At 50.0% G+C, this 21,390-nt stretch carries 25 protein-coding genes; 11 read left to right on the top strand and 14 right to left on the bottom strand.

Annotated features, from left to right (window positions below; all coding sequences use genetic code 11):
• Positions 1–59: 59 nt before the first annotated feature.
• Complete coding sequence (locus tag R3187_RS07535; protein ID WP_318966077.1) at positions 60–662, bottom strand: YjaG family protein; 603 nt, start codon at positions 660–662, stop codon at positions 60–62.
• Positions 663–691: 29 nt separating this feature from the next.
• Positions 692–1,921, bottom strand: coding sequence for a hypothetical protein (locus R3187_RS07540; RefSeq protein WP_318966078.1), 1,230 nt, complete (start codon positions 1,919–1,921; stop codon positions 692–694).
• Positions 1,922–2,218: 297 nt separating this feature from the next.
• On the opposite strand from R3187_RS07540, the gene R3187_RS07545 reads away from it, so the two are divergent.
• Positions 2,219–2,809: a DUF4136 domain-containing protein gene (locus R3187_RS07545; RefSeq protein WP_318966079.1), complete on the top strand. Its 591-nt coding sequence runs from the start codon at positions 2,219–2,221 to the stop codon at positions 2,807–2,809.
• Here R3187_RS07545 and R3187_RS07550 read toward each other — a convergent pair.
• Positions 2,806–3,396, bottom strand: coding sequence for a DUF3833 family protein (locus R3187_RS07550; RefSeq protein WP_318966080.1), 591 nt, complete (start codon positions 3,394–3,396; stop codon positions 2,806–2,808). The two genes, R3187_RS07545 and R3187_RS07550, sit on opposite strands and share 4 nt — an antisense overlap.
• A gap of 170 nt (positions 3,397–3,566) precedes the next feature.
• Between R3187_RS07550 and R3187_RS07555 the strand changes: the two genes are divergently transcribed.
• Positions 3,567–4,220 (top strand): 2OG-Fe(II) oxygenase, encoded by a 654-nt coding sequence (locus R3187_RS07555; RefSeq protein WP_318966082.1) that lies wholly within the window; start codon positions 3,567–3,569, stop codon positions 4,218–4,220.
• A 32-nt stretch (positions 4,221–4,252) separates the two neighbouring features.
• On the opposite strand, the gene R3187_RS07560 is transcribed toward R3187_RS07555, so the two are convergent.
• Genes R3187_RS07560 through R3187_RS07570 form a run of 3 tightly spaced genes read right to left on the bottom strand, consistent with a single transcriptional unit; the run spans position 4,253 to position 6,119 of the window.
• A complete protein-coding gene (locus tag R3187_RS07560) occupies positions 4,253–4,687 on the bottom strand; it encodes a DUF192 domain-containing protein (RefSeq protein WP_318966083.1) in 435 nt (144 codons plus the stop codon).
• A 38-nt stretch (positions 4,688–4,725) separates the two neighbouring features.
• On the bottom strand, positions 4,726–5,601 hold the full coding sequence (gene ubiA / locus R3187_RS07565; RefSeq protein WP_318966084.1) for a 4-hydroxybenzoate octaprenyltransferase: 876 nt from the start codon (positions 5,599–5,601) through the stop codon (positions 4,726–4,728).
• A complete protein-coding gene (locus R3187_RS07570; RefSeq protein ID WP_318966085.1) occupies positions 5,598–6,119 on the bottom strand; it encodes a chorismate--pyruvate lyase family protein in 522 nt (173 codons plus the stop codon). Before R3187_RS07570 ends, ubiA begins: the two co-directional genes overlap by 4 nt.
• Before the next feature lie 161 nt (positions 6,120–6,280).
• Here R3187_RS07570 and R3187_RS07575 point away from each other — a divergent pair, with 161 nt between their 5' ends.
• A complete protein-coding gene (locus R3187_RS07575; RefSeq protein WP_318966086.1) occupies positions 6,281–6,679 on the top strand; it encodes a flagellar basal body-associated protein FliL in 399 nt (132 codons plus the stop codon).
• Here the strand turns inward: R3187_RS07575 and glpG are convergent.
• Both glpG and glpE read right to left on the bottom strand, forming a co-directional pair.
• Complete coding sequence (gene glpG, locus R3187_RS07580; RefSeq protein WP_318966087.1) at positions 6,673–7,494, bottom strand: rhomboid family intramembrane serine protease GlpG; 822 nt, start codon at positions 7,492–7,494, stop codon at positions 6,673–6,675. The two genes, R3187_RS07575 and glpG, sit on opposite strands and share 7 nt — an antisense overlap.
• On the bottom strand, positions 7,487–7,813 hold the full coding sequence (glpE, locus tag R3187_RS07585) for a thiosulfate sulfurtransferase GlpE (protein WP_318966088.1): 327 nt from the start codon (positions 7,811–7,813) through the stop codon (positions 7,487–7,489). The genes glpG and glpE overlap by 8 nt, the downstream gene beginning before the upstream one ends.
• 175 nt (positions 7,814–7,988) lie before the next feature.
• Between glpE and R3187_RS07590 the strand changes: the two genes are divergently transcribed.
• The 7 genes from R3187_RS07590 (at position 7,989) to dusC (ending at position 14,153) form a co-directional block, all read left to right on the top strand.
• Positions 7,989–8,579, top strand: coding sequence for a LemA family protein (locus tag R3187_RS07590; protein ID WP_318966090.1), 591 nt, complete (start codon positions 7,989–7,991; stop codon positions 8,577–8,579).
• A gap of 6 nt (positions 8,580–8,585) precedes the next feature.
• Positions 8,586–10,445, top strand: coding sequence for a M48 family metallopeptidase (locus tag R3187_RS07595; RefSeq protein ID WP_318966092.1), 1,860 nt, complete (start codon positions 8,586–8,588; stop codon positions 10,443–10,445).
• 103 nt (positions 10,446–10,548) lie between these two features.
• Positions 10,549–11,025: a hypothetical protein gene (locus R3187_RS07600; protein WP_318966093.1), complete on the top strand. Its 477-nt coding sequence runs from the start codon at positions 10,549–10,551 to the stop codon at positions 11,023–11,025.
• Between the two features lie 105 nt (positions 11,026–11,130).
• Complete coding sequence (locus R3187_RS07605) at positions 11,131–12,006, top strand: HDOD domain-containing protein (protein WP_318966094.1); 876 nt, start codon at positions 11,131–11,133, stop codon at positions 12,004–12,006.
• A gap of 19 nt (positions 12,007–12,025) precedes the next feature.
• Positions 12,026–12,190 (top strand): DUF2256 domain-containing protein, encoded by a 165-nt coding sequence (locus R3187_RS07610; protein ID WP_318966095.1) that lies wholly within the window; start codon positions 12,026–12,028, stop codon positions 12,188–12,190.
• A 125-nt stretch (positions 12,191–12,315) separates the two neighbouring features.
• On the top strand, positions 12,316–13,110 hold the full coding sequence (gene nagB / locus R3187_RS07615) for a glucosamine-6-phosphate deaminase (RefSeq protein WP_318966096.1): 795 nt from the start codon (positions 12,316–12,318) through the stop codon (positions 13,108–13,110).
• Between the two features lie 80 nt (positions 13,111–13,190).
• Positions 13,191–14,153, top strand: coding sequence for a tRNA dihydrouridine(16) synthase DusC (dusC, locus tag R3187_RS07620; RefSeq protein WP_318966097.1), 963 nt, complete (start codon positions 13,191–13,193; stop codon positions 14,151–14,153).
• A 40-nt stretch (positions 14,154–14,193) separates the two neighbouring features.
• Here dusC and tdh read toward each other — a convergent pair whose 3' ends face one another.
• The 3 genes from tdh to R3187_RS07635 all read right to left on the bottom strand — a co-directional run bounded on the left by tdh (position 14,194) and on the right by R3187_RS07635 (position 17,238).
• Entirely contained in the window at positions 14,194–15,216 is a 1,023-nt protein-coding gene (gene tdh, locus R3187_RS07625; RefSeq protein WP_318966099.1) for an L-threonine 3-dehydrogenase, read from the bottom strand.
• A gap of 14 nt (positions 15,217–15,230) precedes the next feature.
• Positions 15,231–16,427, bottom strand: a complete 1,197-nt coding sequence (locus R3187_RS07630; RefSeq protein ID WP_318966100.1) for a glycine C-acetyltransferase — start codon at positions 16,425–16,427, stop codon at positions 15,231–15,233.
• 145 nt (positions 16,428–16,572) lie between these two features.
• A complete protein-coding gene (locus R3187_RS07635) occupies positions 16,573–17,238 on the bottom strand; it encodes a TetR/AcrR family transcriptional regulator (RefSeq protein ID WP_318966101.1) in 666 nt (221 codons plus the stop codon).
• Between the two features lie 134 nt (positions 17,239–17,372).
• On the opposite strand from R3187_RS07635, the gene coaD reads away from it, so the two are divergent.
• Positions 17,373–17,858: a pantetheine-phosphate adenylyltransferase gene (gene coaD / locus R3187_RS07640; protein WP_318966103.1), complete on the top strand. Its 486-nt coding sequence runs from the start codon at positions 17,373–17,375 to the stop codon at positions 17,856–17,858.
• 6 nt (positions 17,859–17,864) lie between these two features.
• Here the strand turns inward: coaD and R3187_RS07645 are convergent, their stop codons facing one another.
• From R3187_RS07645 to nagK, 3 genes are read right to left on the bottom strand one after another with little or no spacing between them, the layout of a single operon-like run.
• On the bottom strand, positions 17,865–19,190 hold the full coding sequence (locus tag R3187_RS07645; RefSeq protein ID WP_318966105.1) for a sugar MFS transporter: 1,326 nt from the start codon (positions 19,188–19,190) through the stop codon (positions 17,865–17,867).
• Between the two features lie 35 nt (positions 19,191–19,225).
• Positions 19,226–20,389, bottom strand: a complete 1,164-nt coding sequence (gene nagA, locus R3187_RS07650) for an N-acetylglucosamine-6-phosphate deacetylase (RefSeq protein WP_318966106.1) — start codon at positions 20,387–20,389, stop codon at positions 19,226–19,228.
• A complete protein-coding gene (nagK, locus tag R3187_RS07655; protein WP_318966108.1) occupies positions 20,386–21,300 on the bottom strand; it encodes an N-acetylglucosamine kinase in 915 nt (304 codons plus the stop codon). Before nagK ends, nagA begins: the two co-directional genes overlap by 4 nt.
• Positions 21,301–21,390 lie beyond the last annotated feature (90 nt).

The raw sequence follows: 21,390 nt of genomic DNA on the forward strand, positions 1-21,390 counted from the left end.
CCTGCAACTAATGCAGGCCTTGTACTTTGTTTTTAAATCGCCATTCTCACCTTGCCTGATTAATACTCCATACCCAGATTGGTCAGCCCCTGGTCCCGAACCCAGGCTTTTAACAGCAGCATTTGCTCACGCTCTATCTGTTTCATCGGGCTGATGAGCTCAATAAGTTCGGCCAGACATTCCATTTCGTAAGCCATCAGCGGATGTTCTCTGACGTGCTTTTTCAACTGATTTTCTGAAGTTATATCTTCATCTGCAGCTTGATGCTCGATCAAACGGGCAACGGTAGCCTGAGATATCTTGGCGACATTAATAAATTCACTACTGTCCTGCTGACTGATGCCATTAAACATGGCATCCAGTGCCGTAGCACAATCTACCGCCGGATAAACCCCGAACATTTCGAAGTGGTTCACTTCCGGGATCAGCGGTTCTAATTCTTCTGCCAGCCGCGGGAAGTTAATTTTTGCTTTTTTGACAGTCAGCCACTCCCAGCTTAAATCCAGCATATGCCGCAACGCGGCAGCATCACCAAATTCACTGACTTCGCTGAACAACTGATAATTAGGTAACATGCGCTCAAGCAAACAGGCTGCAATTGCAGCCTGTTGATAAAACCCCAGCTCACGCATTAGCTGGAAGTTATTTGCCTTTTCTTTCATAGCACTCCTGAACGAATTAACGTCCGCTGTTAACCCGATACGGCCAGTTGTTTCTGAGCATATTCAAACTTAAGTTTATACTCCATAATTTTTTGTTCCAGCTCGCTGATATGCTGCTGATTGACCTCTTCCTGCTCTGCAAGTTGCGACCTGAGTTGCCGAATCATTTCACGACTCTGATCAGCTTCAGATTGCTGTTTCTGCTCTGCAGCATGTTGGCGGTTCACCGCATGCTCTAATTGGGACTCCAGCTTCTTACCGCGGCTTTGGCTCTGGCCTAATACTTCATTTATATTAACGAATTCAGCCTGCAGCCGGGTTAGCTCTGAACCCAGCTCGGCGCTGCTGTCGGCCAGTTCATTGCGGTGTTGCTCAAATTCAGTAATTTGGGCTTGTAATGCCTCACTATGTGCATCCAACTCAGCCAGTTGCTCTTTAAGCTGACTATGCTCCTGTTGCTGCTCACTTAACTGCTGGTCGCGTTCAGCAAGCTGTTGCTCTAAATCTCTGACTTGTTGCTGACTTTTCGCCAGTGCCTGCAGTTTGTCCTGCTGGGCCTGCATTTGTTGTGCGGTATCTTGCTGTAACGTCTGATACCGTTCCTTCAGCTCGGCAAGTTGTTGCTCAGTCTGCTGTTGCTCGTTTTGCTGCTGTTGCGCATTAGCCTTCAGTTGCTGTAAAGCCAACTTGCTCTCATGGGTCTGCGCCCTGGCCTGCTCCAGCTCAGCACGAAGCTGATTAAGCTGCTCAGGATCTGCGGCGCTCTGCTGTGCTTCATGCAGGGCCTGTTCAAAATGCCTGGCTTTATGCTGTTCAAGCTCCAGTTGTTTAACTACTTCAGCAAGCTGCTGTTCCAGATTAATTTCTCGCTCGCTCAGCACGGAATTATGTTGCTGAGCCTTTTTTAACTCGGCGGCGAGTGCCGCCAATTGTTTAGTGGATTCACCGGTTTTTTGTTTCAGAACAGCCAGCTCCTGAGTATCGGCGCTGGCAACAGGTACCGCTAAATCAAGTTGCTGTTTGGTCTGTTGCCAGTCTTTAAACAGTTTCTGGTAAGCCTGTTCCTGTTCGATCAGTCTTTGTTGCCACTGGCTTTGCGATTTAGCCAGGATTTGGGCGCTGTAACCTTGCAACAATTGCTGCTGTTCATTCATCAGCTGCTTACCAAAGTCAGCCAGACTGGAAGCAAGTTGCTGCTGAGCTTGGTTTTCCAGCTCAGCAGCAAGTTGTTGCTCGTTGTTATTATTATTTTTTTTCACTGCATTCATGTTCTGGTCTCGAATTGAACAGCCGCCCTGGCTGCATACTATCATCGTTGTGCCGAGATCCCTGTCGCACTTTATCATTAAGTGTAATATGACTTGAGACTGATAGCTAACGCTATTGTGTATTTTGTCAGCACCTGTTTTATCACACTTAGCATGCCATAATAAATATCAGAGTTGGCAAATAAAAGTTACATCCGAAACGAATTGCCAGCAGGCCTGCTTTTTACTTATCGCAACTTAATGACAAACAGCCTGTCTGATAACGCAGGCAGTAACCGGAGGACAGATATGATGACGCTACCGAAATTAATCCACAACAGTAAAATTATAATCACCGCAGTGTTAGCACTTGTTTTGACTGCTTGCAGCAGTGGACCCAATGTTCGCTCTGATCAAGCCCCTGATGTTAACTTAGGTAACTATCAGACCTTTTCTTTCGTTTCAGATTTGGCGACAGATCGTGCCGGGTATACCACCCTGGTGACCCAGCATTTTAAAAATGCCATCACGGCAGAGCTTACTGCAAGAGGGTATCGCTTCGTTGAGTCTGACCCGCAGTTGCTGGTTAACTTCAATTCAAACGTTGCTACCCGTTCCGATACCCGCAGCGTTCCGACAACCAGCTATCATTATGGCTACTATCACTATCGCCGGGGTATTGTTTATGCAGGCTTTCCGGTTTACAGCAATGAAGTAACGACCGTTCACTACAAGGTAGGCACCGTAAATATTGATATTATAGATGCAGAAAAGCGTCAGTTGGTCTGGGAAGGTATTGCCGAAGGCACGTTGAAGCAAAAAGATCTGGAGCAACCGCGCGAGGCCGCCGCACGCACAGTTGGTCTTATTTTTGAACAGTTCCCGGTTTCTGGCAGTTAATCTGCGGCGATTTCGGCAACTTGTTGCTTTAACGCTGAGCAGTCAGCATTAGCATCAAGTTGCTGGATGGATAACGTCAGCTCTGCAACTTTGAATCCGAATTTGTGAAGCGTCGTTCGGTTGATCACATTTTTTTCATCAACCAGATGCAGCCAGTCCTTAACGGTAACATCCAGGGTATCGCCGTCATAAGGGATCCGCAATACATACTGCCAATAAAGGCTGTTGCCTGCCAGCTGACCGCTTGCTTCACCGACAACATCCCCGGCCGTGCCACTGACTTTACCTTCTGCAGTCTGTGTCAGTTGCCAGTGGCGCTGCTCTACCCGGCCATCACTGAAGTAAAACACTTCGTATAAATCGCCCTGGCCCTGCTGCCACTCACCACATAGATCGGCGACAAAGCGATCGCCCTGCTGACCACGCCAGTTGTGCATTACTCCGTAGGCCCGACCGGATCCCAGAAAAAAACGATCGAGTTTCAATTCAGGTTTCAGCTCAGTGTAGTCCGATATTGACTGACTGCAGCCAGCAATCAGGACAAGACTGGTTGTAATAGCAGCTATCTGCCATAATGACTTTCGCATAACAATCTCCTTTTAATTCAACCTTGGCAGATGCTACGTAGTCAGCAAGGTTTTAGCTCAGTCAGGATAAGCTGTGGCTGCAGCATCACTTATCCTGAAGACAAGTTTTTCTTGTTAGACAAGCTGCCCTTAACCCCGTAAAAGCACCACTTTAATGTTAGGAACCATATATGGCGCATTTGATGCCGGATATTATCGCTTTGGACGATAGCCGCGCTGTTATCAGCGATGTCGTCATGCTGACCCAATTTTACCAGCAGGGCTGGACTGTCATACCCGATTTTCTGCCTGAAAGTTTAAACCGGCAACTGCTTGATGAAGCCCGTTTTGACGCTAATTTAACCCCTGCCGGTGTTGGCCGGGCCCGTGACCATACTCTGAACCGGCAAGTGCGCCGGGACAAAACTCAGTGGTTTGATGGTAAAACAGATGCCCAGCAACACTACCTTAGGCTGATGCAACAGTTACAGCAACAGCTGAACCGGCAGTTTTTTCTGGGGTTGTTCGATTTCGAGTGCCATTATGCCTGCTATCAGCAAGGAGATTTTTACCAGAAACACTTTGACGCTTTCAGTGGCCGCTCCAACCGGGTACTGACTACCGTCAGTTATCTGAATAAGGTCAACGCGGGCGGTGAGCTGGTACTATATGACGCTGATGACAGCATTTTAAGCCGGATAACGCCTCAGGCTGGCAGCCTGGTACTGTTTGAAAGCGAACGCTTTGCCCATGAAGTGCTGATGGCGGTGGACGACAGGTACAGCATCGCCGGCTGGTTCCGGCACAATAACAGTATCAATGGTGCCATCGACCCCAGCCGCTGAGTTGCCGGGGTAAGCAGCAGTTTATTGCAGCCTTAGCGCAGTAAGGTCAGTTTGTCACCAGCCTGAATATTATGCTCAGCAAACCAGCCTCTTGGCATTTCCAGTGCTGCCAGAGCGGCAGAGGGCGCTGATACCGGCGTTTCATCCAGCGGATGCAGCTGCTTTATCACCATCACCCGCCATTGCGGATCAATAAACGCCACATCCAGCGCTAAGTCAGTATTGCGCATCCATAAGCTAATCAGCCGGGGCTCAGGGTAAAGCAATAACATGCCAGCATCTGCACTTTGCTGAAACATCAGGCCGCGCTCGCGCAATTGCGGGGTATCAGCCAGCTGTACCGCTCTTTTCACGTCCGCTAACTGAATTGTTGCCTGCGGGAAGGTTACCAATTGCTCCTGCTCTGGCGCAGCACAGGCACTGACCACAACCAGTGACAAAAACAACGCAAATATCCGGTTTTTCATAATAACTACCTGCAATGCGTCACAGCACGGTTTTCCGGCTAGACACTGAAAAAGAAATAATGGAGCGCGATACCAGAGAATATCAACAGCCCGACATAATGATTATGTAAAAAAGCCTGAAAACACCCTGCCCTGCTGCTGACTGCCAGTCGGTATTGGTAAATAAACGCCACTGCACAGCATGCCAACGCAATATAATACACTGCGGTTAACTGCGCCAGCACGCCAACATAGCCCAGCAATAGCAGGGTATTCAGCTGCAACAGGATAATGATTAACAGGGCATGCCGCCCAAACAAAATGGCGGTAGATTTAATGCCCGCGGCCAGATCATCAGTCTTATCTACCATTGCATAATAGGTATCGTAAGCGACGGTCCAGCATAAGTTAGCCAGATATAAGTACCAGACCAGTGGCGGCAACTGCAGTTGGATAGCCATAAATGCCATCGGCATGCCCCAGCTGAATGCGGCCCCCAGCACCAGCTGAGGGAGATGGGTATACCGTTTCATAAAAGGATAAACGGCGGCCAGTAGCAGCGCAACAACGGATAACAACACCGTCTGCCAGTTCAGCCAAAACAACAGGCTGGCGCTCAGCGCGACCAGAAGGGTAAATAACTGCAGTGCCTCAGTTGCCGATACCCTGCCCTGTGCCAACGGCCGCTGAGCGGTCCGCTCTACCAGTCCATCAAAGTTGCGGTCAGCATAATCATTAATTACGCAGCCCGCTGAACGCATCAGGATCACGCCCAGGCTGAACACCAGCAGCATAGTAAGATCAGGTACACCCTCTGCAGCCAGCCATAATGCCCACCAGGTTGGCCAGAGTAATAAATAAATGCCGATAGGTTTATCCAGCCGCATTAACAGCCGGTACTCAGGCCAGTGTTGCCAGCTCAGTTGCCAGCTCACAGCGCAAGAACGCCATCTAAAAACACTTCGGCTACCAGTAATGGTTGCCCTGCCAGAGTGAATACCGAACGACGGGCCCAGTATTCACCTGCTGCTACGGTAGCCGCCAGCGGTTGCTGCAATTGCACTCTGGCGACCTCAACCGCACTGCGCTTAACATTTGGTTGCTGAAATATGATTTCGCCCAGCGGCTGCTCGCCCAGTTCGGCAAGCGGTTGTAAGGCCGCTAATGTTGGCAAAGGCAGCCAACTCTGCGCATAAACGCAGGGTAGTGCATTACAGGACATCAGCACTTCACGACACTGGGCGATAGAGATACCGGGCAGCTGAGGCTGCAAAAAGGCCGGTAAATCTAACTGCTGTTGCTGCAACACCTGCAACTGAAAATCATCGGCGCGCTGCTTCAGGCGCGCTGTCAATGAGCCGGGTTCCAGCAGCCATGCCCTTAGCAGAGGAGGCAGGGTTACAGCGCTGGCAGATTGCCAGGTCGCAGCTAAAGAAATAGCAGGTTTGGCCACTAAAACGCTCAGATAATGAAAATGTGGCTGAATGATAACAAGAACAGCGGGCCTTTTCAGCTGAAAATACTACTGGCTACCGCAGAATTAAACTGGTAATAAACCGGGGAAAACACTAAGGTTAACAGAGTATTCCCGATATACCCAAAAGGCTTGGTAACATGAAACTTTTCGTTTTTATTCTTTGTACATTAGTGCTGACAATGGCACCTGCCAGTGCCAGGCAGCAGGAAGCGGAGTTTGTTTATTATGGTTTCGATCCTGATATCGTTACCAACTATGTATCCGGCAACCGTCGTAGCCTTGGCTATGTCAGAGTCACCGTTGAATTGATGGTTACCGACAAAAGTTTCCTGCCGGCGATTGAGCATCATGAGCCATTAATCCTCGATACCATCATTGGTATTCTGAGCAAACAAACTGAAGATAATGTCAAATCGCTGACCGGCAGAGAACAAATCCGGACCGCAATTTTAACAAAGCTCCAGGAAGTACTGAAAAGAGAAACCGGTAACGCTATTATTAAAGATCTATTATTTACCAAATATTTATATCAATGACTGCTGGCATTGCGAGGCGGCTTAATCAGCAGAGCCATCATCAGCCCTGCCAGTAAGCCGGCTAAATGGGCCCAGTTTGCCATGCTTACCCAAAGTACATCGGCAAAGCCTAATATCAGCCACACCAGCATAAACATGGCCAGCGGATCGCTGATCAGCGGCCGTGACTCTGGATAACGCTTATGATTCAGCCAGCAAAAGCCAAATAACGCATAGACCACACCAGATAAACCACCAAAATTGGTGCCAACCATAAAGTACTGTGCGGCATTAGAAAGCACCGCTGTTAATACGGTAAAGTTTAATAACGAAATACTGCCGAACCGCCGCTCGACTGCAGCGCCCAGCAGCAACCACCACAATAAATTGAACACCAGATGAGTAACAGAAAAATGTAACAAAGCAGGCGTAAACCATCGCCAAAGCTGATGAGGCTCGGTTAACTGCAAGCCGGTTACTGCACTTTGAAAGTCAACCTGCTGCCAACCATAAACCAGCAGGCATAGCAGCAGCACAAGCGAGGTAACCGGACAATTGCCAATTTTCGCCCACGGAATAGTGACTGTGCTTTGCTGTCCGCTATCCGTAACAGGTTTACTGCGCTGCCAGGCGGCAGCCTGATAACGAGGATGTTGCGGCTGCTCAATAAACTCTGTCAGTAAGGCTGTGGCCTGCTGATAACAACGCTCATCGCAATACAGTATTGCCGGCCCATTTGTTGCCAGCTCTACACTTACCTGCAATCCCTGACTTTGACAGTAGTCTGCAAACAGCAACGCAGCAGCAGAGTTATTAACTTCAGCCAGCTTACGCATCGCTATCGCGCTCAAATGGCTGTGATTGTTGCCACTCGCTAAAGCCACCATCCATGCTGTAAACCATTTCAAACCCTTGCTGCGCCAGATATTGCGCTGCGCCCTGACTGGAATTGCCATGATAACAAACCACGATTACCGGCTGATCAAATTCAACCTGCTGCATAAACTGGCTTAAACTGCCATTATTCAGATGATAAGCGCCGACAATATGGCCATTAGCAAAACTTTGCTCATCCCGGATGTCGGCAATAATTACTTGTTGCTTGCTTAGCATTGCCGCGGTATCCGCAACTGAAATATGTTGAAAATCGGTCATGTTCACCCTCTGTCATCTTACTGCTGAACTATTGCGGTATGATACCGCAGCACTGCGCAAATAGCAGCTGTCGGTATTTAGCGTGTTTCAGCGGTGACTGAACAATAAAGGCTGGACATTCAATTAAACTATTGTTAACAATATCGCCATCCAAACAGCGCGCCGGGAATTTGCCATGAATCTACTTATTGTTCTAGTCATATTTGCAGTCATCATTTTTTATGTCATCAGCATTTTTAATCAGCTGGTAAAATTAAAAAATCGATTTCAGAATGCTTTTGCGCAAATTGAAGTGCAGTTAAAGCGTCGCTACGACCTGATCCCTAATCTGGTTGAAACTGCCAAAGCTTATATGTCGCATGAACGGGAAACCCTGGAAGCAGTCATTAGTGCCCGTAACGCCGCGATGGCCGGATTGAAAGTGGCTGCGAACAACCCTGGCGATGCCGGTGCTATCAGCCAGCTTGCCGGCGCTGAAGGCGCATTGCAAAGTGCAATGGGTCGGCTGAATATGGTGATGGAAGCATACCCTGATCTGAAAGCCAATCAGAACATGATGCAATTGTCTGAAGAACTGACCAGCACTGAAAACCGGGTTGCCTTTGCCCGACAGGCATTCAATGATGCCGTTACTGAATACAACACTTATAAACAAAGCTTCCCGCCGGTACTGGTAGCGGCCACCTTTGGCCATGCCAACGATGCCGCCCTGCTGGAATTTGAAGACAGTCAGTTAATTCAGGCTGCACCTAAAGTCAGCTTCTGATAAACCATGGCAACTAACTTTTTCAGCCAACAGGATTTGGCCCGCCGAAATACCCGCATTCTGATCTCGCTGTTCAGCCTGGCCGTTATCCTGCTGCTGGTAATGACCAACGCGCTGGTGCTGGTCGGGCTGGGATTTGTCGATATGCAAAGCGTCCAGTTACAGACCGTGGCTGAACGGGGGCTGCCCTGGCAAACCGTTTCATTTATTAGTCTAGCCGTAATTGCCGCCGTTGGCATTGCTGTACTGGTAAAATGGCAGCAGCTGAAAGGCGGCGGCAAAGTCGTGGCAACCAGTCTGGGCGGTAGCCGCATTGATGCTGCCAGCGACGATCCGCACGAGCGGCGCTTGCTGAATGTAGTCGAGGAGATGGCGATAGCAGCAAATGTTCCGGTACCTCCGGTTTATCTGTTACCCGAACAGGGCATTAATGCTTTTGCTGCTGGTTACAGTCCGGGTGATGCCGTAATCGGCGTCACCCGGGGCTGCATTGAGCAATTAAACCGGGACGAACTGCAAGGGGTAGTCGCCCATGAATTCAGCCATATTCTGAACGGTGATATGCGGATGAATATCCGGATGATTGCTGTCTTAAACGGCATTCTGTTTTTAGGGCATATCGGCTACTACATGCTGCGATCCGGCAGCACTGCCAGAGGCACTGTCGGCCGCAGCAGCAGTGGTAAAAATAAAAATGCCGGCGGTATCCTGGCAATTGCCCTTGGTCTGGTGGTAATTGGCTATGTAGGGTCTTTCTTTGGTAATCTGATTAAGGCGGCCGTCAGCCGGCAACGCGAATATCTGGCCGATGCTTCTGCGGTGCAGTTCAGCCGCAACCCCAGAGGTATTGCCGGCGCGTTAAAACGGATCGGCGCTCACAGTGCCGGTAGCCGCGTTAAAAACCAGAATGCCGATGAGAACAGTCACTTGTTTTTTGGCGAGGCGATTTCCCGCTGGGCCAGTATTTTTGCCACCCACCCACCGCTTTCCAAACGAATTAAGCGCCTGGAACCCCACTGGAATGGTAAATTCCCCAGCCCGGTAAGCCAGGCAGAAGCCGCACCGCCCGACACAGAGAAAACAGCTGCCGGTTCCGCCATGCCAGATAAGCTGGCGGTTATTCAGACTGTGGCCGTTTTGCCAGCACTGCTGGTGCAAAATAGTCGCCAGCCACTGCAGGCTCAGGCAATTGTTTGTGCCTTGTTATTACAGCATCCTGATTATGAAGCGCAACAAATAAAACTGATAAAAGAACAAGGCTCGCTGGAGTTATTGCAGCAGGTAGATCAACTAATTGATGCGGTGCAGGCTCTGAGTCTGCCGTCACAAGTGCAATTATTGCAGCGTACCGTGCCGGCGTTAAAAGCGCTGAGTCAGGCTCAGTTTCGCAGCTTTGAACAGTTAATTCTGGCACTGTCCGCTGCTGATAAACAATTGTCATTGCCGGAGTGGATCATAATCAACTTTATTGAGCATACTGTTGCCAGCCACTTTCAACCAAAACCACACATTCGCGGCAGCAGGCAAACGGATTTTACCGCTGTACAAACCCCGGTTTTACAACTACTCGCTACCGTCGCATATGCAGCGGGTGATCACGAAGCCTGTCAGCAGGCATGGCAGGCCGGCATAAAAACGCTGGGACTGGCAGACCATACCCCGATGCCTGCCAGTGATTTAACCGGCTTAGCTCAGCACCTGGACCAGCTGCTGGGCGCTGCACCACTATTGAAACAGCATATCTGGCAGGCAATTCTGGCTGCTGTGGCAGCAGATAAACTTGAGACAGACACTGAGCTGGCACTGCTATCCGCCCTGGCGCTGTTGCTGGAAATGCCCTGGCAGCCTGACCTGGCCAGTAGTTAAACCGCTGGTCGTTGCCGCACCGCGTTAAAATTTGCTTTTAGGGCTTTAGCCCGGGCGTCAGCTCAGGTAAAATAGCCGGTTCATATTTAATACCGGAGGCTCTGTGTCCGATAATCCGTCAGATAATCGCTTATTTTTATTGTACGATTCCTCGTTCGACGATATGGATGCGGAGGGCTGCCCGGGCTTTGGCTTCGTGTTGTTGTTTAATGAAGCCGATGTGGGTCAGTTTACTGCCGGTGAGAACCCAGCTTGCCCTGCAGTATCGATGCTATTTACCGACCATGCCGATGGCAGCATCAGTGGCGATCTGCTGGGTTGGGCGCATTTAGACGCAGACGTGTTCCAGCAATATCCGCTGGGTCAGTTTCTAACCCTGATGGAGCAAGCCGCTCAGGTTGCGGTAAATGCCTTTCGCCAGGTAGGCCAGGTGCCAGACAAGTTGGTGGCATTAAACCTGCCTGATGAGGATCTTATTCAGTTTGATGTCCAGTTTAATGATTTGCAGCTTAAAGATAAGCAGAGTGAATTAATGCTGGCTCAGCAGCTGATGGCCGGCCGGCCCTATCTGGATTCATAAAATTATTGAACTGATCGGGCCAATATCGCTGATTGCAATTTATTGCTGATCTTTTACTATAGCGAATATCGGTAAATATATGGCCCAGCAGGTGGAGAAACCGTGATGACAACTGCCTTAGATATGGCGATGATTGAGCGGGCTTTAAGCGGTTTTACTATTCCGCCGCGACCAGAGATCCTGCAACATATTCAGCAACAACTGGCTAATGGCGAACCTAACATCAGCCGGATAGCGGCATTGATTAATCTGGATGTTGGCATCGCCGGTTTTACCTTAAAGGTCGTCAATTCCGCTTTTTTTGGTCTGCGCCAGAAAATCACTTCAATAGAACATGCCTGCAAATATCTTGGCCTGAACCGGGTCATTGCGCTGGTTCGCAGCATCTTGCTGCGTTTTACCCTGGCCGAGGGGAGGCAGGATCCTTTTAGCCAGCGTTTATGGAGCAGCGCCCTGCATACTGCCACTATCGCGATGGCACTGGCAAAACAGTTTAATCTTAACCAGGCGGCGCAGGACGACTGCTATAGCCTTGGCTTATTCCATAATGCTGGCATAGCACTGATTAGCGAGCAGGCACCCCAATATGCTGCCATTATGCAACAAGGCCTGCAACTTGGCCGGGGCTACAGCGAAATTGAAGAGCAGCATTTTCAGACCTGCCATGAAGTATTGGGCTATTTAATTGCCCAGTCCTGGGGACTGACAGCAGAGCTCTGTAATGTTATCGCCTACCATCACAGCCCGGCGCTTATTCTGCAATCCGATAACGACTACGAGCAACAGTTATTTGCCTTGCTTAAACTGGCTGAGTTTTTCAGTGGTGAAAGCCGCTTGTTATATAACGTCAACGTCGACCCCGAATGGCAGAATTACAGCGGCGCAATCCTGGATGTACTGGAGCTGGACAGTCTGAGTCTGCCGGATTTTGCCGAACTATTGCACCGTCAGAATATTCATACCGTATACAGCCTTAACTAACCGTAGCTGAGGCTGAGCAGTGGTTCATCGTAAACCGCTTTTACCACAAAAAATATGTCCTCGTTGCCAGCGACCTTTCAGCTGGCGCAAAAAATGGCAACTGAACTGGCCCGAGGTTGTCTATTGCTCTGAACGCTGCCGCCGCACTAAAGCGGGTTCAACAAATACTGTAACCGGGATCTGAAGCAACGACATGCACTTTACCACAGCAAATGACAGCGTTGTCATTAACGCTTTTATCTGCTACCTTTACTGCATTAGCAATAAAGCAAAATAATGTATCGCATTAATTAAATCAGGGCTGCCCCAATGCAAATTGTTATCTTACCCTCAGCAGACGCTGTCGCAGAGTATGGCGCAAACCTTTTCATCCGGCAGCTTACCGATAAGCCGGGATCTGTGCTGGGTCTGGCCACGGGTTCCACCCCTCTTGCCTTGTATCAGCTGCTGGTAAACGCCTGTCGGCAGCAACAGGTTTCTTTTGCCAGAGCCAAAACGTTTAATCTTGATGAATATCTCGGTTTAGCTGGCGATCATCCGCAAAGCTATCGCTATTTTATGCAGCAGCATTTGTTTAATGCTATCGATATTTTGCCAGAGAATACCGCGGTTCCTGACGGGACCGCCACTGATCCCGTTGCAGCATGTCAGCAGTATGAACGGCAAATAGCCGATGCCGGTGGTATTGATTTACAATTGCTGGGGCTTGGCCGCAACGGCCATATCGGTTTTAATGAACCCTCGTCCGGACTGCGTTCCCGTACCAGAATTAAAACTCTGACTCCGGCTACTATCGCTGACAATGCCCGGTTTTTTCAACCCGGTGAATATCAACCTCATTTATCAATCACCATGGGCATAGGCACTATTCTGGATGCCGGTAAAGTATTGTTACTGGCAACCGGAACCAGTAAGGCCAGTGCCGTAAAGGCGATGATTGAAGGTCCGCTTACTGCCGCCTGTCCGGCCTCTGCTTTGCAATTGCATCAGCAGGCTGTTGTGGTACTGGATGATGCGGCAGCGGCAGAGCTGGCTGATATTGAGTTTTACCGGCATATTGAGCGGGAAAATCAGGCGTTACTGAAACGTTTATCCGGCCAGTAATATCCAATACCCTCCGTTCCGGCTACAATAGCGCCCTGAAATCATGGCAACTCAGCTGCAGCTTAAAGTAGGACCGGGATATGCAAATTGTACTGGCACCGATGGAAGGTGTGGTAGACCATCTGATGCGGGAGATGTTAACCCAAATTGGTGGCTATGATTTATGTATCACCGAGTTTATCCGGGTGGTCGATCAGCGTTTACCTGCCCGGGTATTTTACCGGCTTTGTCCAGAGCTGCTTCAAGGCGGTAAAACGGCGGCAGGAACCCCGGTGCGGGTCCAGTTGCTGGGGCAGGAACCCCATTGGCTGGCAGAGAACGCGGTGCGGGCGGTTGAGCTTGGCTCGCCAGGGGTCGACTTAAATTTCGGCTGCCCGGCGAAAGCTGTGAACAAAAGCCGTGGTGGTGCAGTACTGCTAAAAGAAACAGAGCAGCTGTACCGGATCGTTAAAGCGGTGCGGGACGCTGTGCCTCCGGCCTTTCCAGTCAGTGCCAAAATCCGGCTTGGCTATGATGACACCAGCCTGACCCTGGCGAATGCCGAAGCCATTTGTGCTGCCGGCGCCAGCAGCCTGGCAGTGCATGCCCGGACTAAAAGCGATGGTTACCGGCCACCTGCCTACTGGCCTTGGATTGCCCGGATTAAACAACATGTCACTATTCCGCTGATTGCCAATGGCGAAATTTGGACGGCCAGCGATGCTCTGCTCTGCCAGCAGCAAAGCGGTTGCCAGGACATTATGCTTGGCCGCGGCGCGCTGGCCATGCCAAACCTGGCGCAGACAATTAAGCGACAATACCCAATAATGCCATGGCAGCAGGTGCTTGAGCTGCTGATGCGCTATTCAGAGTTTGAAATGGCCGGTGATAAGGGCAAATACTATGCGAACCGGGTTAAACAGTGGTTCAGTTACTTAAAACTGCAGTACCCGCAAGCCGCATACTTATTTCAGCAACTGCGGTTGCTGCGAACCAGCAGCGATATTCTGGCATTACTACTAGCGGAACTCGCCAAATCAGATATTTTGTCGAAGCAGGCATAAGCTGTCATACCTGCTCCGAATAGCTTGATGTAAATCAGCCTTACCAGTTAAGCACCACTTTACCTGACTGACCGGAACACATAATGTCAAACCCTTCCTGAAAACGCGCCATCGGCATTTCATGGGTTACCATCGGGGTCAGATCCAAACCAGACTGAATTAAACTGGCCATTTTATACCAGGTTTCAAACATTTCGCGGCCATAAATACCCTTGATTACCAGGCCTTTAAAGATAACTTTGTTCCAGTCTACCGCCATATCAGACGGCGGAATGCCTAACATGGCAATTTTACCGCCATGGTTCATCGTATCAAGCATGCTCCGAAACGCAGATGGCACGCCGGACATTTCCAGCCCGACATCAAAGCCTTCTGTCATGCCAAGCTCTTGCATTACGTCTTTTAAATTTTGCTTGCTGACATCAACTGCTTTAGTGGCGCCCATTTTCAGCGCTAAGTCGAGCCGGTACTGATTAACATCAGTAATCACCACATGGCGGGCACCGACGTGGCGTGCCACTGCCGCCGCCATAATACCGATAGGGCCGGCACCGGTAATTAACACGTCTTCACCAACCAGGTCAAACGACAGCGCGGTGTGTACCGCATTACCAAAGGGATCAAAAATAGCAGCAATATTATCCGGAATATTGTCCGGTAATTTAAAAGCATTAAACGCCGGAATAACCAGGTACTCAGCAAAAGAGCCCGGCCGGTTCACCCCAACGCCAGTCGTATTACGGCATAAATGCACCCGGCCCGCCCGGCAGTTACGGCAGTGACCGCAGGTAATATGACCTTCCCCGGACACCCTGTCGCCTATTTTAAAGCCGCGGACTTCAGAGCCCATCCCTTCAATAACACCAACATACTCATGGCCTACCACCATACCGTGCGGAATGGTATTCTGCGCCCATTCATCCCATTTGTAGATATGGACGTCGGTGCCACAAATCGCGGTTTTTTTAATCTTAATCAACACGTCATTCGGACCAACTTCCGGCTTATCCACCTCGGTCTGCCAAATGCCCGGTTCTGCTTTTAACTTTGCTAATGCTTTCATTCTACGTCCCGCCCTTATGCGATCACGCCCATGTCTTTACCTATCCGGATAAACGCATCGATCGCTTTATCCAGCTGTGCTTTGTTGTGTGCTGCCGAAATCTGGGTGCGGATCCGGGCCTGACCTTTGGGCACTACCGGAAAGGAGAAGCCCACTACATAAATGCCCTCGGCCAGCATCCGTTTCGCCATCTCGGCGGCAACTTTAGCGTCGCCCAGCATCACCGGAATAATGGCATGGTCTTTTCCTGCCAGGGTAAAGCCGGCCGCAGACATTTTTTCGCGAAAATAATTGGCATTTTCCCATAACCGCGCCCGCAGTTCAGCGCCTGAAGCCAGCATCTCCAGTACTTTAATCGATGCGGTAACTATGGACGGCGCCAATGAATTGGAAAACAAGTAGGGCCGCGAGCGCTGGCGCAGCCAGGCAATCACTTCTTTTTTGCCCGAGGTATAACCACCTGACGCCCCACCTAAAGCTTTGCCCAGCGTGCCGGTGATAATGTCTACCCGCTCCAGCACATCACAATATTCATGCGTACCACGGCCGTTTTCACCAACAAAACCGACCGCGTGACTGTCATCCACCATCACCAGTGCATTGTATTTATCTGCCAGATCGCAAACCGCTTTTAAATCCGCAATGACGCCGTCCATTGAAAACACACCGTCGGTGGCAATCAGTTTAAACCGGGCGCCGTCAGCATCGGCTTGCTTTAACTGGGCCTCTAAATCAGCCATATCGTTGTTGGCGTAACGATAGCGCTTCGCCTTACATAACCTGACACCATCAATAATTGAAGCATGATTTAACGCATCAGAAATAACCGCGTCTTCAGCGCTTAAAATGGTTTCGAACAAACCACCGTTAGCATCGAAACAGGAGGAATACAGAATAGTATCTTCGGTGCCCAAAAACTCGCTGATTTTCGCTTCAAGGGTTTTATGAATATCCTGGGTACCACAAATAAAACGTACCGATGCCACGCCGAAGCCATGACTATCCAGGCCCTGTTTTGCCGCTGCAATCAAATCCGGGTGATTGGCTAAACCAAGATAATTGTTAGCACAGAAATTCAGTACCTGAGTACCGCCCACAGTCACATCAGCTTGTTGCTGAGAGGAGATAATCCGCTCTGCTTTAAATAACCCCTCGGCGGTTACGTCTTCGATTTGATGCTGTAGATGTTGCAGAAAAGCGCTGTTGCGCATGCGGCCTCCTGGTTGGCGATGGTCTGAGCGAATTTTAAAGATGTACATTGTAAAGGTTAAGGCGCTGCCATGCAGCGTTTCGTCACTAAGTATCGTGGCTGGCAGTCTGGTAGCTGTAAATAATCAGATACAAGCTGGCTGATTTTTAGTAGCTGGTCTGATCTGCACCGGCCAAAGAGGCATAGTGCTGTTGCAACTTGCTGATCCGCGGTAACGCCTGAGCGGTAGCATACGGTTTAAACAGCAATAATACTTTTAATACGCCCTGATACACACTGGCCTGATTTATCGCTTTCTCTGGCGCCTGCGTTTTCAGATAACTAATCCAGAATGTCACTAACAGCTTAATATTGTGAGCAAAACCGCTGATATCTTCGTCAGCAATTTCAATCACGGCTTTCGCTTTCAGCGCCTTTAACACTGAGATCACCCGATCCAGCACGCCCTGCTGTACCCGGGCATAATCCTGCTGTAATGCACTGTCGCGAGCCAGAATATCCGGCAGGTTAGCGTAGAAAAAGTGAAACCGCCACATCAGCTCAAACACCACATCCAGATATTCGGCCAGCGCATCCAGCGCCTCAGTTTGAGCTGAAGGCGGTTTAATTCTGGTTTCCAGTAACTTGGCATATTCTTTAAATATCTGGCGGACAATGTCTTCTTTATTACGAAAATGATAGTACAAATTGCCCGGGCTGATCCCCAGATGGGCGGCAATATGGTTGGTAGTAACCTGACGCTCGCCTACTTCATTAAACAAGGCGATACTGGCCTGCAAAATTTTATCTTTGGTTCTGAGCTTTTTTTCCATGGCGGCAGCTAAGCTTCTTTGTTGGTATAGTAGTTTGCTATAGTAACGCCAAACTGACTAAAAACTCTAGTCGCTTGCGCCGGCATGGTGGCAGATGGCGATAACATAAACATACTAATTAAAAGAACAGCCATATGAAAATAAAAGCCATTTATCCCGGCACCTTTGACCCGTTAACCAATGGTCACAGCGATTTAGTTTTGCGGGCCGCCCGGTTGTTTGACTCGGTAGTCGTGGGGGTAGCATCAAATCCCAGTAAGCAGCCGCTATTCAGCCTGGAGGAACGGGTACAATTGGCTGAGCAGGCATTCGTCGGTTGCGCCAATGTGCAGGTCATCGGTTTTTCCGGCCTGCTGGCGCAGTTTGCCAAAGAGCAGCATGCCCAGGTACTGCTGCGGGGGGTGCGCGCTGTTGCCGACTACGAATATGAGTTCCAGCTGGCCAGCATGAACCGGCAGTTAAATCCGGAGCTGGACAGCCTGTTTATGACACCGTCAGAGAAAAACACCTTTATTTCGTCAACTTTAGTCAAAGAAGTGTGCCGGCATGGCGGTGATATTAGTAGCTTTGTGCCCGCTCATGTTGAGCAGGCGTTACAAGCTAAGTTCAGTAAAACCTGAAATCAATCAGCGCCATTGCCGGAGTTTATGGCCTTTAAACGCATAGAACAGGATATAGCCGTAGCAAGGCAACATTATCCAGTAAGCAAACTGGCTATTGCCTGAGTCATGAGCCAGGTAACCATAAACCATAGGTAAAATAGCGCCTCCGGCAATGCCCATAATCAACAAAGCCGAGCCGGTGCTGGTGAGCTTACCCAGCCCTTGCAATGCCAGGGGCCATACCGCCGGCCATACCAAGGCATTAGCAAAACCCAGCAATGCCAGAAACATTACCGTATCCGGCACGACCGGAATACCACTCCAGCCGAACAGTATATCCGCTATAAGACTACTGTCAGTGCTGCCAAACATCACGCCCAGGGTAAATAATAAACCAAACACCGCCGATCCCTGCAAGGCACGATCCTGCGATAAATACTTAGGAATACAGAATACCCCCACCAGATAACCCAATACCATAAACGCCATCGTATAAGAGGTTAAGGCACCGAAGTGGGCTACACCCAGCCCCTGGCCATATAAACCAATGGTGTCACCGGCAATAACCTCAACCCCGACATACACAAACAGCGCTAACACCCCCAAAATCAGTTGCGGGTGGCTGAAAACGGCTGTCCAGGACGTGTTGGCAGTATGGGTTTCGTCGCTGTCGTTTAAATTCAATTCGGGCAAAGGTGAAAATTTAACAAATGCCGCCAACAGCAACAGTGCAACCGTCATATAAATATAAGGCGTAACCAGCCGGTTAGATAACTCGGCAAGTTGTACCGTCCGCTCAGCTGCTGTCAGCACAGCCAGGGCCTCTGCTGAAAACTGTTCCATACCGGTTAATACCCAGGCAGTGAAAATAATAGGCACTACAAAGCCAGCGCCCTTATTCACCAGCCCCATGATACTGATCCGCATCGCCGCACTTTCGCGCGGACCAATGCAGACAATGTAAGGATTTGACGCCGTTTGCAAAATGGTCAGGCCGGTGCCGAGAATAAACAAGGCCGCCAGAAACATTGCATAGTGAGAAGTCTGCGCCGCGGGAATAAACAGGATGGCGCCAATGGCCATAATTAATAACCCCAGTACCATGCCATTTTTATAGCCTACTTTGTTCAACACAAACGACATCGGCAGCGCCATCACCACATAGGCAATATAGAACGCAAAAGTAACCAGCAGCGCCTGAAACTCATTCAGCTCACAAACAATTTTTAAAAACGGGATCAAAGATCCATTTAACCAGGTTACGAAACCAAAAATAAAAAATAAAATACCGATAATGATCATTGGCAGCACACTGCTGTGACCTGCCGGCCGGGCAAGGGATGTATCCATGTTTTTTTATTCCTCTGTTATTATCATCATATGAGTTATTTGTGCTGTTTTATCTGATAAATACTGCTGCCAGCAACCCAGTTTTGCTGCACCTGATACTGCGCATCCAGCAATAGCATATCGGCCAGATATCCCTGGCCCAGCCGGCCACGGTTATCAGCGCAGCCCAATGCCTCGGCCGGATAAAGTGATGCCATCCGTAATGCTTCGCCCGGCTCAACAGCAAGGGTTTGTATGGCATATCGTACCGCGCTGGCCATATCCAGCACCGAGCCCGCCAGTGCACCGGCTTCATTAGTCAGTTTATTGCCGTCACGCACCACTTTACCGCTGAAAAAAGCAAATTCAGTGTCATCCGTGCCAACCGGCGACATGGCGTCGGTTACCAGTAGCAGTTTACCTCTGGGTTTGGCAGCTAATGCCAGCCTGGCAGCAGTGGGATGCAAATGCAGACCATCCAGAATAATCCCGCACCAGCTGTCAGCATCGGTCAGCGCCACCCCGACCATTCCCGGTTCGCGCGAGGTCAGTGGCGACATGGCATTATATAAGTGCGTAAATCCTTTAGCCCCGGCGGCCAGTGCCTGTTGCACGGTTGCAGCATCGGCATTTGAGTGCCCCAGCCAGACCTGCATGCCCGCCGTGATTAATTGCTTTATTTGATCCGGTGTGACGTTTTCCGGTGCCACGGTAATCAACTTGATGCCGATATCAGTGCGCTGATAAAGTGCCAGCTCTGCTGCTGACAGCGGCCGGATATGCTCCGCCGGATGTACCCCTTTTTTCGGTACCGATAAATGCGGCCCTTCAAAGTGCAAGCCAATTATTCCCGGTTGCTTTGCAGCAATAGCCTGCGCTACGACATCGGCTGTTTGTTGCATTGTCGCAACAGAATCAGTAATAACAGTGGGTAACATAGCACTGGTGCCAAAACGGGCGTGGGCTTGCATCATCTGGCGTAACGTTGCTAACGATGGAGCAGTATTAAATAACACTCCACCGCCGCCATTAACCTGTAAATCAATAAAACCCGGTACCAGCGTACCGGCCTGAACCGCGCCGGTTGCCGGCCTGATAGCGGAAATCCTTCCGTGCTGCCAGCTTAGTTCCACATTGCTGTGCCAGTGGCTGCCATCAAACAGCGAGGCAACCGCAATGCTGCCGGAGTTGCTGTCATGTTTTGTATCGGTATTCATCATATTGTTCCGGTTGCAATACGGTTTGCAGCAGCTTGCCTGGCAAACCACACCGCGCCATATTCAGGCGGTTGAGACGCCGGTACTACTAACTGGCGCACTGCCGATGTCAGATAAGGTTCTACTTTATATGCCAGACCACCGATTAAACACAAGGCTGCAGGCTGAATAGTCATTAGCCGCTCAGCAATGGCATTAATGTGACCTGCCCCCTGCTCAACAATTTGCCGGGCAACCGAATCGCCCTGCTCCGCTGCTAAAAACACCAATGGTGCCAGCCCGGCATAGTCGGTAGGGCTGGCATTCATAAAATGCGATACCAGTTGCAGGGTATTGCTGAACGGCACTTCTGTCTGCAATAACTCTGTCAGTATCGTTGGCTCAATCAGTTTATCGAGGCTGCGCAGTACCTGCTGCAATACCTGCAAGCCGAACCAGGCCCCACTGCCATTGTCACCATAGGGAAAACCATGGCCCCCCACTTCCAGCAGCTGGCCTTTCACCGCTGCCAGCCCACAGGAACCGGTGCCACAGATAAGCACGGCGCCGTCCTGGCCGTTATGCGCCCCAATACAGGCAATGTGTAAATCGCTGGTCAGATGTAAGCTGGCAAACGGGTGCTGCCAGGCTGAGAATAACTGATAATACTCTGGCAAGTTCACCCCTGCCAGACCTGCACCTACTATAAGCTGCGACATGGTGCTCTGCGGTAAGCCGGCACTGGTTAACGCCTGAGCGGTAGCATCCAGAATTGAGGCCGTAGCCAGTTGCATACCGCGCAGCGGATTGCCCGGGCCAGATAATCCCTCACCCAGCAGCTTATTATCAGCCGTCATCAGCACAACCCGGCATTTGCTACCGCCGCCATCGACGCCCAAATACAGGGGTTGTTGTGTTAGTACCTCAGTCGTCATCCTACATCCTCTTTTCTGAGTCGGCGTGGTTCACTCAGCAAGCTGTGCTGTAAAGTAAGCGGTGTAATTGGCTAAAACTTGACTTTAGCA

Origin of the sequence: Arsukibacterium sp. (assembly GCF_033721375.1) — a bacterium.
Taxonomy (GTDB): domain Bacteria; phylum Pseudomonadota; class Gammaproteobacteria; order Enterobacterales; family Alteromonadaceae; genus Alishewanella.

Coding starts and splice junctions, on each gene's coding strand:
- R3187_RS07535 (WP_318966077.1), bottom strand. CDS start 662: ATGAAAGAAAAGGCAAATAACTTCCAGCTAATGCGTGAGCTGGGGTTT.
- R3187_RS07545 (WP_318966079.1), top strand. CDS start 2,219: ATGATGACGCTACCGAAATTAATCCACAACAGTAAAATTATAATCACC.
- R3187_RS07550 (WP_318966080.1), bottom strand. CDS start 3,396: ATGCGAAAGTCATTATGGCAGATAGCTGCTATTACAACCAGTCTTGTC.
- R3187_RS07555 (WP_318966082.1), top strand. CDS start 3,567: ATGGCGCATTTGATGCCGGATATTATCGCTTTGGACGATAGCCGCGCT.
- R3187_RS07560 (WP_318966083.1), bottom strand. CDS start 4,687: ATGAAAAACCGGATATTTGCGTTGTTTTTGTCACTGGTTGTGGTCAGT.
- R3187_RS07575 (WP_318966086.1), top strand. CDS start 6,281: ATGAAACTTTTCGTTTTTATTCTTTGTACATTAGTGCTGACAATGGCA.
- glpG (WP_318966087.1), bottom strand. CDS start 7,494: ATGCGTAAGCTGGCTGAAGTTAATAACTCTGCTGCTGCGTTGCTGTTT.
- glpE (WP_318966088.1), bottom strand. CDS start 7,813: ATGACCGATTTTCAACATATTTCAGTTGCGGATACCGCGGCAATGCTA.
- R3187_RS07590 (WP_318966090.1), top strand. CDS start 7,989: ATGAATCTACTTATTGTTCTAGTCATATTTGCAGTCATCATTTTTTAT.
- R3187_RS07595 (WP_318966092.1), top strand. CDS start 8,586: ATGGCAACTAACTTTTTCAGCCAACAGGATTTGGCCCGCCGAAATACC.
- R3187_RS07605 (WP_318966094.1), top strand. CDS start 11,131: ATGACAACTGCCTTAGATATGGCGATGATTGAGCGGGCTTTAAGCGGT.
- nagB (WP_318966096.1), top strand. CDS start 12,316: ATGCAAATTGTTATCTTACCCTCAGCAGACGCTGTCGCAGAGTATGGC.
- dusC (WP_318966097.1), top strand. CDS start 13,191: ATGCAAATTGTACTGGCACCGATGGAAGGTGTGGTAGACCATCTGATG.
- tdh (WP_318966099.1), bottom strand. CDS start 15,216: ATGAAAGCATTAGCAAAGTTAAAAGCAGAACCGGGCATTTGGCAGACC.
- R3187_RS07630 (WP_318966100.1), bottom strand. CDS start 16,427: ATGCGCAACAGCGCTTTTCTGCAACATCTACAGCATCAAATCGAAGAC.
- R3187_RS07635 (WP_318966101.1), bottom strand. CDS start 17,238: ATGGAAAAAAAGCTCAGAACCAAAGATAAAATTTTGCAGGCCAGTATC.
- coaD (WP_318966103.1), top strand. CDS start 17,373: ATGAAAATAAAAGCCATTTATCCCGGCACCTTTGACCCGTTAACCAAT.
- R3187_RS07645 (WP_318966105.1), bottom strand. CDS start 19,190: ATGGATACATCCCTTGCCCGGCCGGCAGGTCACAGCAGTGTGCTGCCA.
- nagA (WP_318966106.1), bottom strand. CDS start 20,389: ATGATGAATACCGATACAAAACATGACAGCAACTCCGGCAGCATTGCG.
- nagK (WP_318966108.1), bottom strand. CDS start 21,300: ATGACGACTGAGGTACTAACACAACAACCCCTGTATTTGGGCGTCGAT.